Source organism: Oceanobacillus alkalisoli (genome assembly GCF_021556485.1).
Lineage (GTDB): Bacteria > Bacillota > Bacilli > Bacillales > Amphibacillaceae > Oceanobacillus > Oceanobacillus alkalisoli.
The window spans coordinates 176,706-194,019 of sequence record NZ_JAKGBW010000005.1 but is presented as its reverse complement, the minus strand read 5'-3'; the positions used below and the strand labels follow the sequence as shown (position 1 = coordinate 194,019).

The window sequence follows — 17,314 nt, the reverse complement described above, 5'->3', positions numbered from 1 at the left end:
TTACGCACCATGAGCAAAGTTAGGAACGTGAAGAATTCCGAATACCATTGTCAAACCTAGCGCCACCAAACTGTAAACACTGCCATTAGAAAGCCCGTTTAATAATTGCTGGAGAAATAAATCCATCATTTTCCCTCCTCTTTTTTCTATTTACTGTTGGGGTAATAATTTTTGAATGTAATTTTCTAATTTATAACAAGTGCTTACTCACGAATAACATCTCTAATGTTTGTAGTCGCTAAATATTAAGCGCACCACCATCAATTACAAGTGTTTCTCCTGTAATAAAGGAAGCTTCATCTGAAGCAAGGAATAATACAGCATTCGCTATTTCTTCCGGTTGTCCGATTCTTTTTAAAGCGTTATTTGTAGATAAAACTGGCCATTTATCCGTCTTTCTCCAGTCATCAACCATACTTGTTTCAATTATTCCTGGTGCAATGGCATTGATTCGTATATTCTTCCTCCCAAATTCAGTTGCTGTCGATTTAGTAAGTGCAATAACACTGCTTTTTGATGCCGAATATGCCGCAACTAACTTTTGCCCTTTTATGCCTGCAATACTTGCTGTATTTATAATTGAACCTCCCGACTTCATATGCGGAATGGCATATTTCATACCAAGAAATACACCTGTTATATTTATATCCATAACTTTCTTCCATTCCTCAAATGAAACATCGGGCAATTTTTTCTCTACACTATTTACTCCAGCATTATTAAACATAATATCGAGCCGTTCATACTTAGCAATCGTTTCTTGAATCATATTTTGTACTGCATGATCATTAGTTACGTCAGTCTTTATACAATTAGCTTCTCCATTTTCCTTTCTTATTAGATTTACGGTTTCACATGCAGTCTTTTCATTTAAATCAACGACGACCACCCTTGCTCCTTCCCTTGCAAATCGAATCGCTGTTGCCTTACCGATATCTCCACCGCCACCGGTAATGATTGCAACTTTGTTTTTTAAGCGCATAGACTTCCCCCCTTAATATCTGGATTGTTAAACCTATTTATTAAATAAGTGGCCTCATGGCTTAACAATCAATTTCCCATACGTCTTCCTATCGGCTAAAATTTCTAATGCGTCTGGAACTTCTCTAAAATCATACGCTTGATATATTAATGGGCAAATCGATTTTTCATCGTAAAGTCGCATTAAGTCTGCATGGATTTCCCTTACTTTACTAGGGTGTAACCGTGCAAATAATCCCCAATGCACACCAACAATTGAATAGTTTTTAATGAGTGCATGGTTTACAGGTGCTTCAGGTATGCGTCCACCAGCAAAACCGATTACTAACAAACGTCCATCAAATGCAATACATTTACGTGATCTATCAAACACGTCTGCTCCTACTGGGTCATAGATAACATCTGCTCCACGCCCGTTAGTCTCACTTTTCACAACCTCTACAAAATCATCCATTATATAATCAATAGCTATGTCCGCTCCAAGATTTTTACATATCTGGACTTTATCAGGACCACCGGCAGTTGCTATTACTTTTGCCCCCCTTGCCTTACCAAGTTGGATAGCTGCTGATCCTACTCCACCCGCACCGGCATGCACCAAAAGTACCTCCCCTTTTTGGAGATTACCTCGGTAATATAACCCATAATAAGAAGTTTGATAGGTTATGAACATTGCAACAGCATCCGTTGCAGCCATTGAATCTACAATAGGATAAACAGATTCCTCTGGAACACTCACCCATTCAGATAACCCTCCATCCGGTAATGGAGGAGTTGCGATCACACGTTGCCCCACTTTTAACTGAGTGTTTTTTCCAATTTCACGAATTACTCCTGAAATCTCCGCTCCTGGCGTAAATGGGATTGGGGGCTTTTCCTGATACTTTCCCTGACAAAGTAATATATCAAAAAAATTAAGTGAAGAGGCTTCTACTTCAATCAGTATTTCACCTTCCTGAATAGACGGTCGTGAATGGTCTTGCAATTCTAATACTTCTCGTGGATTACCTAATTTCGTTACCTTCCAATTACGCATTAAAATTCCTCCTTCTTCGCTCCTTCATCCTATATTTCGAATTTAAAAAAATCGTTTTCCAAAATAATTATACTAAACGTATAGTTTGCTTATAAAATGCATTTATAGACGGTATATTCAGCCTATTCACTTTGGATTTTATCTCTCAATACTTAAAACCCTGTCTGCCAATTAGCAAGTCTACGTTCACTCATGGATCCATTTTTCATGCAGGCATATTCTAATGTTTGAGAAAGAAACTTTCTTGTGTCTCTTGGATCGATGATATCGTCAATAAGATGTTTCCCTGCTGCTTTATATGGGGAACTGTCGAAACTCCATGATTCTAATAATTTTAATCGTTCCTCTTTCGCATTTTGCGATTGTTGAAGGTCACGGCCATAAACAACATTTATACCAACTTCAGGGCCAGTAAAATTTATCTCGGCTGTTGGCCAAGCAACTACAAAATCAGCCCCCATTGTTGGGCCGCACATATTCCCATAAGCGGCACCAATACTCTTTCGAATAACAATTGAAATTTTAGGTACTGTTGACTGCGCAAGAGCTTGATTCCACATCATAATCTTTGTAGGCATCTTTAATTTTTCAGCTTCACCGGATACTCTAAACCCCGGAATATCATGTAAGAAAACAAGTGGAATATGGTAAGAATCACAAAGACAAATAAATTCAGTCGCCTTTTCACATTCCTTAGGGCCTGCTGCGCCCGCGTATTTCAATGGTTGATTTGCGATAATACCTACTACTTTTCCATTAATACGAGCAAAAACAGTTATAAGCGCAGTTCCATATAAAGATTTTAATTCGAAGTAATTCCCATCATCAACAATTTGACGAATAACCTTTTTCATATCATAGGCACGTTGTCGTCTAGTCGGTACGAGATTAACAATCTCATCAAGTCTTCTATATGGATCATCTTTTGTCTCTTTAACCGGCGGCTCTTCACTTGAATGTAGTGGCATATAACTTAAATATTCCTTCATTTCCTGTATAGAGTCTTCCTCACTCGTAACAAAGCGATCTACTTGCCCAGTATAATTTGCATGAATTTCCCAACCACCGAGGGCTTCATTTGAAATCTTTTCACCTGTAGCGACTTCCAACATACGTGGCCCCGCTACTGCCATCGCGCTTCCTTTTACTTGTGTTACAAAATCTGATGTTACAGCTGTCCATGTTGGGCCGCCAAAGCTATCTCCTAAAATTGCAGTTATTAATGGAACTTTACGATTGTGGAGCAAAAGTTCTTGCGGAAACAACATCTGGCTTATCCCGTCAGACCCCATACCATCAGGCATCCTTAAGCCTCCACCTTCCATTAAATTCAATAACGGAAATCCGCGCTTAACGGCAAATTGATGTGCTGCCTTTGATTTACGAAAATAAACCATTCCTTCCGTTCCAGCAAGAACTGTTTTATCAGCTGCCTGCAATACAACTGGCCTTCCTTCTACTTTACCTAAACCCGTAATTATTCCATCACCAGCACTTTTCTCTTCAGAACCTAATTGGTCCGAATGGGCAAGTAATCCTATTTCTAAAAATGTATCCGGATCGACAAGCTTTTCTATTCGCTCTCTAGCAGTTAAATGACCATGTTTATGCAATCTTTCAAGCTTTTCTTTTCCACCCCCATACTTTGCTTGCTCTTTTCGCTCCCATAATTCCTCTATCATCCCGTCCATATAATTTCTCCTTCTTCGTTATAGTCCATTTATTTATCTATCCTCTATTAAAAGTCTGCGTAGAACTTTACCAGAACTTGTTGCTGGTAAGCTATCAAGGAATTCTACATCACGCGGGTACTTATATGCTGCCATTTTTTCCTTTGACCATTTAATGATATCCCTTTCACTAACTTTTCCTTTATAAGCAGGATTCAATACAATGTAAGCTTTTACACTCTCTCCTCTATTTTTATCAGGCACACCGATAGCCGCTACTTGTAAAATTGCCTCATGATCATTCAATAAAGCTTCAACATCTTCAGGAAAGACACTATACCCTGATGATTTAATCATTTCTTTTACCCGACCATTAAAATATAGAAATCCTTCCTCATCAAGCATCCCAATATCACCTGTAAACACCCAACCATCTTTTAGTGTTTCCTTTGTTGCGTCTGGTCGATTTAAATAACCTTTAAATACTCCAGGATTTTTTATAACAATTTCTCCTTGAACTCCTGGTGGTAAGTCTTCACCTGTTTCTATATCTACAATACGTATTTCTGTATCATACGTAGCAATACCACAAGTTCCAAATTTAATATTTTCAATCGGCATAAATGTATCACATGTATGTGTTTCACTTAATCCGTAAGAAGCTTCTAAAAGTACACAGCCTCCAGTGACTTTCTCCCAAGCTTCGGCTAGGTTTTGATCCACTTTCGTTCCAAAACTTGTTGCGAAGTTTAGTTCAAGTGATGTTAAATTCCTCTGTTCAATCTCTGGGAAATTAAGAATAGCAGCATTCATTGTAGCGACCGTATATAATTTATTTACTTTATAATCTTCAATTGCCTTTACAGCTGTTTCTACATCGAAACGCGTCAGCAAAATACATGATAAAGAATTATAAACAGGAAGATTAACTCCCATCACCATGCCAGCAATATGACAAAGGGGTGCAACTGCCAACGTAATATCTGATTGTTTCATTTGATATCCTTGAGCTGTTGCGGCTGTTTTAAACAGAGCATTCCCATATGTGAGCATCGCTGCTTTTGGCCTTCCCGTTGTTCCAGAGGTAAAAACCATCAAGCCAACATCTTCCCATATATCAATCTGTTCAGTCTCTGAAATTGGATTATTTGATTGTATTTCTTCTAGTAAATCGAAATTACTATTAAGTTTCTTTTTTTCAATTTTTAATTCGTCTGGTAATGGTAATGTTTTCGCCTCAGGAAGGAAATCTGTATAATGAGTAGTTATGATAAATTGGAGCGAGGTCGTCTGCTGTTTTACTGCTTCTACTTGTTCATACAATTCCTGAGCCGAAATGATAGCCTTAATTTCAGCTTCATTAATAAAATAGAGGAGCTCTGCTTCCTTGTACATTGGGCTCAATGGCACGACTATTGCACCAATCATTTGAATTGCATAATGACAGATCAGATATTGGGGACAGTTCTGCATATATAATGCAATTCGATCGCCCTTTGAAACATCCTCCCCTTTAAGAAACTGTGCAAATCGGCGGGAATTATCACTTAGTTGTTGCCAAGTAATATTGTTTCCGTAATAAGTATAGGCAGTTTGTTGTGGATGGTTAATCGCGTTTTGTAGCAAATATTCATGTAATGGTTTCTCACCTAGACGATAGTGCAATGTTTCCTGCATATCACTTGGCCAGCTTTTCTTTAAAATGGATTTCATTTGCTCTACCTCCTGGTATAAGAGTCCTGTCTGAAAGTAACCCCTTCTTCAATCCCACGGTAGCATCCCAGTAAGCTATAACGATTCATTGTTCATTACATCCTATTTTTTCTATTACTGATTTGTAGATAATAAAATTTCATTCACAAAATTATTGATATTAAATCCCTCCACATTTGCATTTCATATCATCGTTTCAAACCGTCTCTTCTCTAATTTGCCGTCTTAAAATCTTGCCAACAGCTGTTTTAGGTAATTCCTTTCTAAACTCAATAATCCGCGGTACTTTATAAGCTGACAAATTCTTTTTACAGAAAGCAATTAATTCTTCCTCATCACATTTCATCCCATCTTTCAAGACGATTACAGCTTTCACTGTTTCTCCTCGGTAAGAATCAGGAACCCCTATAGCGACAGCTTCTTGGACTGCGGGATGTTGATAAATAACTTCTTCCACATCGCGAGGGTACACATTATACCCGCTTGCGATAATTAAGTCCTTTTTACGATCAACAATAAACAGATAGCCTCCTTCATCCATATAAGCAATATCTCCTGTGTAGAGCCAACCATCGCGAAGTACATTCTCTGTCTCTTCAGGCATATTCCAGTACCCTTTCATTACTTGTGGTCCTTTAATAATAACCTCGCCAATTTCACCGGGTGGAAGCTCTTTCGAACCCTCTTCTAAATCAACAATTTTATAATCCGTAGAAGGTACTCCAATACCAACACTCCCAGGTTTTCTATTACCGAAGGACGGATTACAATGTGTTGTTGGTGAGGTTTCTGTGAGACCATATCCTTCTAATATTTTCGCACCGGTTTTTTCTTGGAATTTCTTTAATAACTCTACCGGCATTGGTGCACTACCACTATTACAAGTACGAATACTATCCAGACCATATGCTTCTACATCTGGATGGTTGATTAATGCAATATACATAGTAGGTACTCCAGGAAATGATGTTGGTTTGGTCTCCTTTATTGTTTGTAGGACTTCCTGAATTTCAAATTTAGGCAATAATATGCTTTTTGCACCTATAAAGATTGAAAGATTCATCGCTGAAGTCATTCCATACACATGGAAAAGTGGTATTGCAGTTAGAGTCCGCTCTTTTCCTAGTTCCATAGTATCTCGAAAGTACTCGTATGTTTGTAATACATTTGCAAATAAATTTCGATGGGTCAACATTGCCCCTTTTGAACGTCCCGTAGTTCCGCCTGTATATTGTAAAACTGCTATATCCTCAGATGGATTGAAGGCAACTTCGACTGGTAATTGCTCTGCTCTTTTCAAAAAGCTGTTAAATTCAATTGCTACACTGTCCCTCGTATCTTTACCTTCAAAATTAACTGTAATTATTCGTTTAACAGATGTATTTTCAATAATAGACCTCAAAACCGGTAGTAAATGTTCATAAATTATAATCGTTTCAGCATCTGAATCATTTAAAATGTATTCCAACTCTTTTTCTACAAGCATTGGGTTCAGCTGTGTTACGATACCACCAGCTTGTAATATTCCATAATAACTAATGACATATTGTGGACAATTCGGGAGCATAATTGCTACCCTTTCTCCTTGCTCAAACGCTTCTTGTTGAAGTGCGGCAGTAAAAGAATCTACCAACTCCCCTAACCTTTTATAGGTCATCTCATTTCCATAGAAATATAGGGCCGGGTTGTCACCATAATGGGTGATGGACTTCTTTAGGATTTCGGTTATTGGTTCGTCAGGTATACTAATTTCCTTTCTTATATAATCCGGATAATGTTTTAGCCATACTTTATCCATGAACAAATACCCCCTAAAAATTACTATGCAAGCGCTTACTATATAACATCTAGTACTAGTCATTCCGCCTCTATCATCCTATGTTTCTAAATAAAACATTTGCTTAATAATTTCTTCTGAGATACCCCGTGATTTTAAATCTGGTATAATATTTTCAAAAATGTGAGTCGGATACCAATCTTTTACTAATGTTGCAGTGTCGTCGTTCATTTCCAATGGACGCCCTAGCCAGTAATTAATGGAATCATGGGAGAGCATGATTTGTTTTTCATACCCCTCTTCAAGTAACTTTATAAGCGTATTTATACGCTCTTCATCCATTGGAGCTCCAACCAGTTTTTGAATTCCAAATCGATCAAAACCAATTTTTACTCCAGTTTTTAAAGTATCTCTTTGATAATCAATATTTGTATTGCCACACATATGACCGATAATAATTTTAGATGGTTCTACTCCTAATTCAATAAGCAATCTAGCCTGCTCAGGTCCCATTGTCCCCATCTGCGTATGCGTAATAATTCGAATACCTGTTTCTTTATGCACCTCTGCTGCTATATCGAAAAACATTTTTTCATACGGGGTGATTTCATCCTTACTTGAAGCAAGCTTAATTATTCCTGGTTTAATATCAGTCCCTGCTATACCTTCGTTGATCTCCGTCATGAACATTTCATAAATATCCTTTTTCGCCGTTCCTAACGAATCGCGAAACTTAAAATAGGTTGTAGCCCCTTCCCCTTCATAATAATAGCCAGTAGAACAAACTATCTGAATCCCTGTAGCCTCAGATATTTGTTTTAATAGTTCAGGATTTCTACCACATTCATTGGGGGTTGGATCTACAACTGTTTTAATTCCATACTTCTTAACAGCATTTGCAGCCTTTGTTCCCGCACTTAACGCTTCGTCTGCATTAATGGGACCATTCGTTACATCACCACTGTATCCTGGATAGCCAAATATAAAATGTTCATGGATTAATGTCTTTCCCATATCTTCGACAGGAATCTTACCTGTGACCGTTTCAATCCATTCGCCCAAACCTATCAACTCCTTAAAGGATTTAAAATAATAGATTCTGTTAGCTTTTCTCTTGTAATTCTCTCCATAATATTTTTCCACTTGAAGTTGTTGGAAAGCTTTCGACAAACTCAATAATACGTGGATATTTATACGCTGCCATTTGACTTTTCGACCATTCTATAATTTCATCTTCCTTTATTTTACCGATAAAATCAGTCTTCAATATGATAAAGGCTTTTACAGTTTCTCCACGCTTTTTATCTGGAGCACTTACTACACATGCCTGTTCAACGGCTGGATGCTTATATAAGATAGCTTCTACTTCTGTCGGCCATATTTTAAATCCTGAAGCATTTATCATTCGCTTTAATCGATCCACAATAAAAAAGTACCCTTCTTCATCCATTTTCACAATATCACCTGTTCGAAAAAACTGTTTTCCATCTATCTCTATATGTGATACCTTATTCTCATCCTCTCGATTGTAATAGCCGGAAAAGACTTGGGGCCCATTGACCACAAGCTCTCCTAGTTCATGAGGTCCAACCTCACTTCCCGTAGCTAGGTCTATTACTCTAGCATCCACATCAAATGAAGGGATTCCCAAGCATTGTAATTTAGGACGATTTGGTGGATTGAAGTGCGTATGTGATATGGTCTCTGTCAGACCGTATCCCTCATAATAACGAAGACCTGTTCTCTCATACAATTGTTCTCCTACTGCTTCCGGAAGCGGTGCTCCTCCACCTCCTATTACTTGTAAGGAAGATAAGCTATAACTATTCATATTTGGATTTGATAAAAAGTCTATTAACATCGTGCTTATATTAATCCAATGTGTACAACCATGTCTCTCCATTTCCTTCGCTGCATAATCACGATTCCAACGGGTCATCATCACGATCGTACTACCTGATTGAATAGGGGCAAGTGCACTGTGAATTAACCCTGTTACATGAAATAATGGTAGAGTTAACAATGGAATCGCATCAGCTGTCATATTCATCCATAGGCTTGCTCCTACAGTATTTGCCTGAATTGTTCTATTGGGGTGAATACATCCTTTCGGCATCCCTGTTGTTCCAGACGTATAGGGAATCATTGCTACATCATCTTCTAAGCCATCATATTCATCTATTTGATAGGTTTCACTTAAAGCATCTTTCCAAAAAATAACATTAGATAGCTTTTGATTATTATTCGCAAGATTAGGTTTGAAATCATTATTCTCGTTATACTCACCTGAGTATTCGGAATACGAAGTTACTATGATATTATTCAAGGAAGTTTCTTTTATTAATGGGACTATATTGTCATACAATTCCTCCCCAATAATTGCATAATTAATATTGCAATCCTTCACATAAAACGCTAAGTCCTGCGTCGTGCTCATCGGATTAATTGGAACAACTACAGCCCGTAGGCGCAAAATAGCAAAGAAGCTTATGAGGTATTGTGGAGAATTCTGCATAAACAACAATACTTTCTCTTGCTTTTCTACCCCTAATTTCTTTTTTAAATACCCAGCAAGTATCTCGACTTCCTCAAGTAGCTCTGTATACGTAATACTTCTTCCATAATAATGTATGGCAATTTTATCAGGATATTTTTTTGTTGAAATGACTAGGTTATCATATATGGTTGTCTTCGGTATTGTTAAACTTTTAGATAAACGAGGCGGCCAAAACTTAAAATGATTTTTATTCATGTATAGACTCCTCCTCTTTAGCTATTGCATGAAATTATCTTTACTACGGAAGTAACACAAGCTTTCCTTTTGTTTCTCTTCCCTGCAACTTCCTATGAACTTTGGCAGCGTCGCTTAATGGATAAGTTCCGCCAATTGTGAGTACTAATTCACCGTTATTCATATACTCTAGTAGTTCCTGTAAGCTCTTTTGATACAAAGCAGGTTTACTCATTATCTGTGGTAGGAAAAATCCAATAATTGATTGATTACGTCGCATTAAAATTCTTGGATCAAATTCTGACTGTTCACCGCTCGCTGCGCCATAAATGACGAGCCTACCAAAAGCGGCCAAGCATTTCACTGTTTTATTAAAAACCTCTCCCCCTACCATTTCTAGAGCTAAATCAACACCTTTACCATCTGTTAATTCACGGATTTCCTTCTCCCATCCATCTTCTGAATAATTAACAGTGTAGTTCGCTCCCATCTCCTTTGCAAAAGCTAATTTCTCCTTCGTACTTGCCGTTGCGATCACTTTTTTTGCTCCTATTTTTTTGGCAAGCTGTACTGCAATAGAGCCGACTCCTCCCGCAGCTGCGTGAACAAGCACTGTTTCTCCTTCTTCCAATCTCCCCATTGTTTTCAAAATATGATAAGCACTTAACCCTTGTAGTGGTAATGCAACAGCTCTTTCGAAAGACACATCTTTAGGAATAGGAATTAGCTGACTCGGATGCACAACAGCATATTCCGCATACCCTCCTGAACCGATTAACGTTACAACTCGCATTCCTTCCTTTATATCTTGGACATTTTTTCCAACCTTCTTTACTACCCCTGCGATTTCTGCGCCTGGAACAAATGGTAACGGTGTCGGTACAACATAATTACCTTCCCTCCTGGCGGTATCAGCATAATTCACACCAATAGCTTTTACTTCAATTAATACTTCATCTTGACTAAATGCTGGTATTTCCATCTCGATGAGTTCCAACACATCGGGACCACCAAATTCTTTAAATTGAATTCCTTTCATCATTCCACTTTCCTCCCGATTCTCACTCATTATTTTCCCTTACAAGTTTCCATTTTTTCCAAACAAATTATTTTCTTTTCCAATAGTATGGGTATAATCGATGATTCACCTTGTTTGCTAACAAATGCTAGATCTTGTTGGAGTTCGTGGGAGTGTAGCATTTGGCCAACTCTTGATTCACTTAGAACATTATAGGCTTCATGGGATAAATTTTGATAGAATATTCTAGATGCTAATGCGCTATCCGTTAATTCAATATTATTTAAACCATACTCTTTTACCAATTGCTCAATAAAATAACCAGCCCCATAAAAATCTTCAAGACAAAATTGATTCGATGATCCAGAGCAAACGACAATTATTGTCTCATTATCATAGGTCTTTATAATCTGTTTACTTACAGCCTCTCCATTTAACAAGGAAGCAATATAAACCTCTTTCGCTGGAGCTGATTGCCGTATCGCAACGGTTCCATTCGTAGTAGATAGTAAGACTGTTTTATTCTTTACATGTTCTTCTAATCTTGATGGGGCTGGGCTTAAAAAACCATCAATTGTAATACCGTCATATTCCCCAACGAGGGCAACATCCTCTGTTTTATAACCCTTAGCCATAAGAATTGCTTCTTCCCCATTCATTACAGGGATTACTTCTTTTGCACCAAATTGCAAACATGAAATGATTGTGGAGGTTGCCAGTAATACATCAAACACAACTGCAATTTTATCGTCACTCATTTGTACCGTATCTATTTCTTCCTTTTTGAGAAGCAAATGAACTTTCAACGAATCACAGCCCCCTCGCAGAATCCAATGCATATTGAATTAAAGTTTCTGTATATTGATCTAGCTGAGCAAATCTTGGATCACTCGTCTGTCCCTTAAAGTACCGATAATAAATTTGTTGACATATTACCGCTAGTTTAAAGTAAGCAAAAGTAAGGTAAAAATTAATCATTGATACGTCACGACCGCTCCTATTTGCGTAATGTTCCGAAAATTCTTCTCGAGTAAAAAATCCCCCCCATGTTGTTACAGATGCTTTTCCTAACCCTGTTTTCAATTGTTCAGGATCATCTGGCTGTGTCCAATACGATAAAGCAACACCTAAATCTGCAAGGGGATCACCGACAGTTGTCATCTCCCAATCAAACAAACCAATCATTTCACTAAAGTCCTCAGAAAACATTGCATTATTTAGTTTATAATCATAATGAATAATTGTCGGTTTAGGTGAAGATGGAATACTTTTCTGCATCCAATTTGTTAATTCTTTGAGTCCAGAAATCTCACTTGTCTTTGCGTTATCATAACGCTTAATCCAACCAGCTACTTGACGCTCCATGAATCCATCTGGTTTTGTGATATGCACTAATTCTGTTTTTTTATAATCAATACGATGTAATTCAACTAATCTTTCAACCATTAATTTTGAAATTTTCTTTCCTAATTGCTCGTCATAAGTTACCCCTTCAGGAAAAGTTGAATCAAGAACTATGCCTTTTCTGCGTTCCATGATAAAAAAAGGGCTTCCCACAACTTCCTCATTTTTCGAAAAGTGATAAGGTTTTGGTGCTGTTGGGTATAATGGATATAAACTAGATAATATCTTGTATTCCCTTTCCATATCATGAGCTTTTGGAGCAACCGGTCCAAGGGGAGGTCGTCGTAATACTGCCTCCCACGCTCCTATTCGCAATAGATAGGTAAGGTTAGATGCTCCTGCACCGAATTGTTCAATTTCTAATTCTCCACTTGGAACTTCAGGCATCTTTTCCCGAATATAATGATAAAGTGTTTTCCTATCCAGCTCTTCACCTTTTCTAACAGGCATTGTGTCTCTATATAAAGATTTCACCTATCTATCTCCTCTCACGACACTGCTCATTATGCAGCTTCTTAGCAATATGTCGGGACTTTCGTTTGCATACTATCCGGTCAGCATGCAAAGCATATTCTATTAGTAAATAGTAAAAATGAAATTTGTAGAGCCAAAGTTACAATACTACTTTTCTATACCAGTTAGTATCATTTTAGAATAAATGGATACCAATTGTTCTGGCGTTACTTCACCTTCTGTTTTATACCAATTATAACTCCAGTTTGTTATCCCAACTATTCCAAATGAAATCATATCTGGACGTAAATCATCTCTAATTTCCCCATGTTTAATTCCTTCCTCAACAATACTTTCAATATTTAAGCGGAATTGTTTACGCTTCTCTTTGATTATTTTAATGTGCTTTTCGGATAAATGTCGCATCTCACGGAAAAAGACACGAGCACTTGAACCATTTTCAACAATGTCTGTAATTATTAAACGAATAATTTCAATTAATTGGTCTTTATATGATGTGTAACTTCTGTTTATAATTTCATACTGAGCTTCTAATAATTTTGTTATATATTCCTCATGAATATCCATTAATAATTGCTCTTTACTAGAATAGTAGTAATAAAATGTACCTTTTGTAACATCTAGTTCATCCACTATATCTTGAATGGAAGTGGTACTAAAGCCCTTTTTTTCAAATAATAAAATACTTTGTTTTACAATTTCACTTTTCATTTGTCTGACCTCGCAAGTTTATAATTTTGTTACTCTTAACTTACCACAAGGTCTGTAATATTTCACTAAGCAAAAGCGTGAGATCCGCCATCAACAGTTAAAATATCACCTGTTACAAAGTCCGATGCTTTTGACGCGAGAAATAATGCAGCTCCTTTCAAATCTTGGTCATTCCCAAATCGATTCAAGGGTGTTCCTTGTAAAATTTCGTCTCCGCCTTTTTCTAATAATCCCCGTGCCATTTTTGTTGGAAAAAAACCTGGGGCGATCGCATTTACATTTATATTATGTTTTCCCCATTTTACTGCCAAATCTTTTGTAAACGTTATAACAGCACCTTTGCTCGTATTATATCCTATCGTATCCATTACTTCAGGGTTTGTACCGCCAAAACCGGCGATCGAAGCGATATTGATAATTTTCCCTTTATTTTGGTCTATCATTACCTTTCCAACTTCTAAACTCATGAGATAAGTTCCAGTAATATTCACATCTATCACCTTATGCCATGCCTCTATTGGCATATCAACAACTGATGCACCCCATGTAGCTCCGCTGTTATTCACTAAAATATCAATGGACCCGAAATGTTCTACCGTTTCTTTAACAACCCTCTTTATATCGTCATGGTTCGTTACATCACAACTAAATGCTAACGAATCGACTCCTAACTTCTTTAGTTCCTCACTTGTTTCTTTACAGGACTCCAATTTCCGGGAACAAACAACAACATTTGCTCCTGCTTCTGCAAAAGCCTGTGCCATTTGTGCCCCCAATCCACGTCCACCACCAGTAATAATTGCTGTTTTTCCTTCTAATCGAAACAAATCGAATACAGTCACTTTAATATACCTCCTGAGCTAGCTTATGCTTTTTAAGTTCTAATCTAGCAAGTTGGCGGCGGTGCACCTCATCTGGTCCATCCGCAAGTCTAAGTGTTCGCGAATTTGCCCAATGGTTTGCTAAGGTAAAATCTTCACTAACCCCTGCACCACCATGTGCTTGAATGGCTCGATCAATGACTCTAAGTGCCATACTTGGCGCAACAACTTTAATCATCGCAATTTCAGCTTTTGCTTCTTTATTTCCTACCGTATCCATCATGTATGCGGCTTTTAGAGTTAGTAAACGTGCTTGCTCAATTTCAATACGGGAATCTGCAATCCATTCCTGAACAACACCTTGCTCAGCAATTTTCTTACCAAAAGCTTCCCGGTGTTGAGCGCGCTTACACAGATCTTCAAGTGCACGTTCCGCAGCTCCAATTAAACGCATGCAATGATGAATTCTTCCAGGGCCTAAACGTCCTTGAGCGATAGCAAACCCTTTGCCTTCGTCCCAAAGCATATTCTCTGCTGGAACTCTTACGTTATCATAAACAATTTCTGCATGACCATGGGGCGCATCATCATAACCAAAAACTGGAAGCATGCGCTCAATCTTAACGCCTTTTGTATCTAACGGAACAAGAATCATAGATTGTTGTTCATACTTCTCTGCCTTTGGATCATTTTTTCCCATGACGATTGAAATTTTACAACGAGGATCTCCAGCACCGGACGTCCACCATTTACGTCCATTAATAACATATTCGTCACCATCCCTTATAATACTCGTTTCGATATTCGTTGCATCACTCGAAGCAACATCGGGCTCTGTCATCGAGAAGCATGAACGAATTTCACCTTCAAGAAGGGGCTCAAGCCATTGCTTTTTTTGTTGTTCTGAACCATAACGTACTAATACTTCCATATTACCGGTATCGGGTGCACTGCAATTAAATACTTCAGGACCTATCATGGATCTTCCCATTATTTCACAAAGCGGAGCATACTCGAGATTTGTTAATCCTGCACCATATTCACTTTCCGGTAAAAACAAATTCCATAATCCTTCTGCCTTCGCTTTCTCTTTCAATTCTTCCATAATTGGAGGTACAGTGGACCATCTAGTTTCCTGTTGATTTAACTGCTCCTTGTAAACCTTCTCGTTGGGATAGACATACTTCTCCATGAAGTCATTAAGCTTTTTCTGCAATTTAACTACTTTTTCTGTGTAGGTAAATTCCATTTTTTTATTCCTCCTCATATTTTATTCTAACAACTAACCTACCGGATAGTATTTTTTGAATCTTTGGTATTATTATAACAAACAATTATTAGAAAGCAATGTTTTTTTAGATTATCATCCAAAAATGAAGCACTTATATTAAAATAACTTTTTCTTGACAAGCAATTCAATATTCGTTAAATTAAAAATAATAGAATATTATTAGCTGCTTAGTCTAATCGACTCTATTGCATAAATAGGGCAACTCATTAGATAAAACCAGTTATATTGTGCAGATGTATGGGAGATTTCTTTCCTATGCCTTTCGCAGTATTGCTGGTTTTTTATATTTTCCATCATTTTAAGGAGGCGTGAATATGGATCAAGAAAAATTAATTGAGTTAGACAAGAGGCATTTCATCCATCCAACTTCATCGATTCAGCAACAGCAGAAAGACGGAGCGAAAATGATTGTTGAGAAAGGAGATGGTATTTATCTGACGGATAAAAATGATAACGTTTACATCGATGCGATGTCATCTCTATGGAATGTGAATGTGGGACACGGAAGAGATGAACTCGCTACCGCGGCCGCAGAACAAATGAAAAAGTTAGCTTTTAGTTCAACTTTTTCTACTTTCAGCCATGAGCCAGCGATAGTACTTGCTGAAAAAATCAGCTCTCTTGCTCCCGAAGGATTAAACGCAGTATTCTTTACATCCGGTGGCTCAGAATCAAATGATACAGCAATAAAACTCGCAAGACATTATTGGCGCGTTCAGGATAAACCGGAGAGACGGAAAATTATTGGAATCAACCGAGCCTATCATGGCGTTGCTGCTGCCTCGACAAGCGCTACAGGGATTCCTGAATTTTGGAATATGGCAGGGAAAATGATGACAGATATTTATCATGCAGATAATCCATATGGCAATGGCAAAGATAAAGCCCTTTCCTCACTCCGGTCCGTTATTGAAAGTGAAGGTCCTGAAACAGTCGCCGCCTTTATTGCAGAACCGATTCAAGGAGCCGGCGGTGTGCTCGTGCCACCAGAAGGCTACTTGCAAGAAGTCCGGAACCTTTGTGACGAATATGGAATTTTGTATATTGCAGATGAAGTAATCACTGGATTTGGACGAACTGGAAAGTGGTTTGGTGTTGAACATTATTGCGTTACTCCTGACATTATTTCCTTTGCAAAAGGGGTTACAAGCGGGTATATCCAGCTTGGTGGCGTTATTGTCTCTGATCAAATCCATAATGTATTAAAAGAAAAGTCTGCTGGTACTCTTTTCCATGGTTACACGTATAGTGGCCACCCTACTGCGACTGCTGTTGGTCTAAAAAATATTGAAATCATGGAAAATGAAGGACTGCTAGAGAACGCACGGAAAATGGGAGAAGTAATGCTTAATGGTTTTAAAAAGCTAAAAGAAGAACTCGACATTGTTGGAGATGTTCGTGCTGTTGGCTTACTTGGTGCCGTGGAGCTTGTGGAAGATCCTGCCACAAATAAGCGGTTTGCAAGTGATTTGCAAGTAGCTCCGAAAGTAATCGAAGCACTGCATCAGCGCGGTGTGATCTGCCGAGCGGTAACATATGAAGGAACCGATATTATCTGTTTCTGTCCGCCTCTCATTATAAATGAACAACAAATTGAGACAATGATCGGGAAACTGCATGATGCGATACAAGAAGTGAGAAAGGGATTATCTGCTGTTTTAAAATAAACTTTTTCACAGGTGGGATT

The 17,314-nt window shown here is 37.9% G+C and carries 14 protein-coding genes and 1 pseudogene; 1 reads left to right on the top strand and 14 read right to left on the bottom strand.

What is annotated here, in order from left to right:
* Positions 1 to 3 precede the first annotated feature (3 nt).
* The 14 genes and pseudogenes from LZD48_RS07290 to LZD48_RS07225 all read right to left on the bottom strand — a co-directional run.
* Positions 4 to 126, bottom strand: a pseudogene (locus LZD48_RS07290) (ABC transporter permease subunit); the annotation flags it as partial.
* A gap of 112 nt (positions 127 to 238) precedes the next feature.
* Positions 239 to 982, bottom strand: coding sequence for an SDR family NAD(P)-dependent oxidoreductase (locus tag LZD48_RS07285; RefSeq protein ID WP_235762066.1), 744 nt, complete (start codon positions 980 to 982; stop codon positions 239 to 241).
* Between the two features lie 54 nt (positions 983 to 1,036).
* A complete protein-coding gene (locus LZD48_RS07280; protein ID WP_235762065.1) occupies positions 1,037 to 2,017 on the bottom strand; it encodes an NADPH:quinone oxidoreductase family protein in 981 nt (326 codons plus the stop codon).
* Between the two features lie 152 nt (positions 2,018 to 2,169).
* The gene (locus tag LZD48_RS07275; protein WP_235762064.1) at positions 2,170 to 3,708 is read right to left on the bottom strand and encodes an acyl-CoA carboxylase subunit beta; all 1,539 of its coding nucleotides are present in this window, start codon (positions 3,706 to 3,708) and stop codon (positions 2,170 to 2,172) included.
* Between the two features lie 33 nt (positions 3,709 to 3,741).
* Positions 3,742 to 5,400, bottom strand: a complete 1,659-nt coding sequence (locus LZD48_RS07270; protein ID WP_235762063.1) for an AMP-binding protein — start codon at positions 5,398 to 5,400, stop codon at positions 3,742 to 3,744.
* Between the two features lie 196 nt (positions 5,401 to 5,596).
* Positions 5,597 to 7,198: a long-chain-fatty-acid--CoA ligase gene (locus tag LZD48_RS07265; RefSeq protein WP_305082614.1), complete on the bottom strand. Its 1,602-nt coding sequence runs from the start codon at positions 7,196 to 7,198 to the stop codon at positions 5,597 to 5,599.
* Positions 7,199 to 7,276: 78 nt separating this feature from the next.
* Positions 7,277 to 8,239 (bottom strand): phosphotriesterase family protein, encoded by a 963-nt coding sequence (locus LZD48_RS07260; protein ID WP_235762061.1) that lies wholly within the window; start codon positions 8,237 to 8,239, stop codon positions 7,277 to 7,279.
* 40 nt (positions 8,240 to 8,279) lie between these two features.
* Positions 8,280 to 9,929, bottom strand: a complete 1,650-nt coding sequence (locus LZD48_RS07255) for a long-chain-fatty-acid--CoA ligase (RefSeq protein WP_235762060.1) — start codon at positions 9,927 to 9,929, stop codon at positions 8,280 to 8,282.
* 43 nt (positions 9,930 to 9,972) lie between these two features.
* On the bottom strand, positions 9,973 to 10,947 hold the full coding sequence (locus tag LZD48_RS07250; protein WP_235762123.1) for a quinone oxidoreductase family protein: 975 nt from the start codon (positions 10,945 to 10,947) through the stop codon (positions 9,973 to 9,975).
* Between the two features lie 29 nt (positions 10,948 to 10,976).
* The gene (locus tag LZD48_RS07245) at positions 10,977 to 11,732 is read right to left on the bottom strand and encodes a 2-phosphosulfolactate phosphatase (protein ID WP_235762059.1); all 756 of its coding nucleotides are present in this window, start codon (positions 11,730 to 11,732) and stop codon (positions 10,977 to 10,979) included.
* 4 nt (positions 11,733 to 11,736) lie between these two features.
* Positions 11,737 to 12,780 (bottom strand): phosphotransferase family protein, encoded by a 1,044-nt coding sequence (locus LZD48_RS07240; RefSeq protein WP_235762122.1) that lies wholly within the window; start codon positions 12,778 to 12,780, stop codon positions 11,737 to 11,739.
* Between the two features lie 171 nt (positions 12,781 to 12,951).
* A complete protein-coding gene (locus LZD48_RS07235) occupies positions 12,952 to 13,515 on the bottom strand; it encodes a TetR/AcrR family transcriptional regulator (protein WP_188856111.1) in 564 nt (187 codons plus the stop codon).
* Between the two features lie 65 nt (positions 13,516 to 13,580).
* Positions 13,581 to 14,357, bottom strand: a complete 777-nt coding sequence (locus LZD48_RS07230) for an SDR family oxidoreductase (RefSeq protein WP_188856112.1) — start codon at positions 14,355 to 14,357, stop codon at positions 13,581 to 13,583.
* A gap of 1 nt (position 14,358) precedes the next feature.
* The gene (locus LZD48_RS07225) at positions 14,359 to 15,585 is read right to left on the bottom strand and encodes an acyl-CoA dehydrogenase (protein ID WP_188856113.1); all 1,227 of its coding nucleotides are present in this window, start codon (positions 15,583 to 15,585) and stop codon (positions 14,359 to 14,361) included.
* Positions 15,586 to 15,941: 356 nt separating this feature from the next.
* On the opposite strand from LZD48_RS07225, the gene LZD48_RS07220 reads away from it, so the two are divergent.
* The gene (locus LZD48_RS07220) at positions 15,942 to 17,294 is read left to right on the top strand and encodes an aminotransferase family protein (protein WP_235762058.1); all 1,353 of its coding nucleotides are present in this window, start codon (positions 15,942 to 15,944) and stop codon (positions 17,292 to 17,294) included.
* The last annotated feature ends 20 nt before the right edge of the window (positions 17,295 to 17,314 follow it).

Excerpts from the sequence above, each read along its gene's own strand:
- LZD48_RS07270 (WP_235762063.1), bottom strand. The coding sequence starts at position 5,400 with ATGAAATCCATTTTAAAGAAAAGCTGGCCAAGTGATATGCAGGAAACA.
- LZD48_RS07265 (WP_305082614.1), bottom strand. The coding sequence starts at position 7,198 with ATGGATAAAGTATGGCTAAAACATTATCCGGATTATATAAGAAAGGAA.
- LZD48_RS07225 (WP_188856113.1), bottom strand. The coding sequence starts at position 15,585 with ATGGAATTTACCTACACAGAAAAAGTAGTTAAATTGCAGAAAAAGCTT.
- LZD48_RS07250 (WP_235762123.1), bottom strand. The coding sequence starts at position 10,947 with ATGAAAGGAATTCAATTTAAAGAATTTGGTGGTCCCGATGTGTTGGAA.
- LZD48_RS07280 (WP_235762065.1), bottom strand. The coding sequence starts at position 2,017 with ATGCGTAATTGGAAGGTAACGAAATTAGGTAATCCACGAGAAGTATTA.
- LZD48_RS07255 (WP_235762060.1), bottom strand. The coding sequence starts at position 9,929 with ATGAATAAAAATCATTTTAAGTTTTGGCCGCCTCGTTTATCTAAAAGT.
- LZD48_RS07235 (WP_188856111.1), bottom strand. The coding sequence starts at position 13,515 with ATGAAAAGTGAAATTGTAAAACAAAGTATTTTATTATTTGAAAAAAAG.
- LZD48_RS07220 (WP_235762058.1), top strand. The coding sequence starts at position 15,942 with ATGGATCAAGAAAAATTAATTGAGTTAGACAAGAGGCATTTCATCCAT.
- LZD48_RS07285 (WP_235762066.1), bottom strand. The coding sequence starts at position 982 with ATGCGCTTAAAAAACAAAGTTGCAATCATTACCGGTGGCGGTGGAGAT.
- LZD48_RS07275 (WP_235762064.1), bottom strand. The coding sequence starts at position 3,708 with ATGGACGGGATGATAGAGGAATTATGGGAGCGAAAAGAGCAAGCAAAG.
- LZD48_RS07240 (WP_235762122.1), bottom strand. The coding sequence starts at position 12,780 with ATGCCTGTTAGAAAAGGTGAAGAGCTGGATAGGAAAACACTTTATCAT.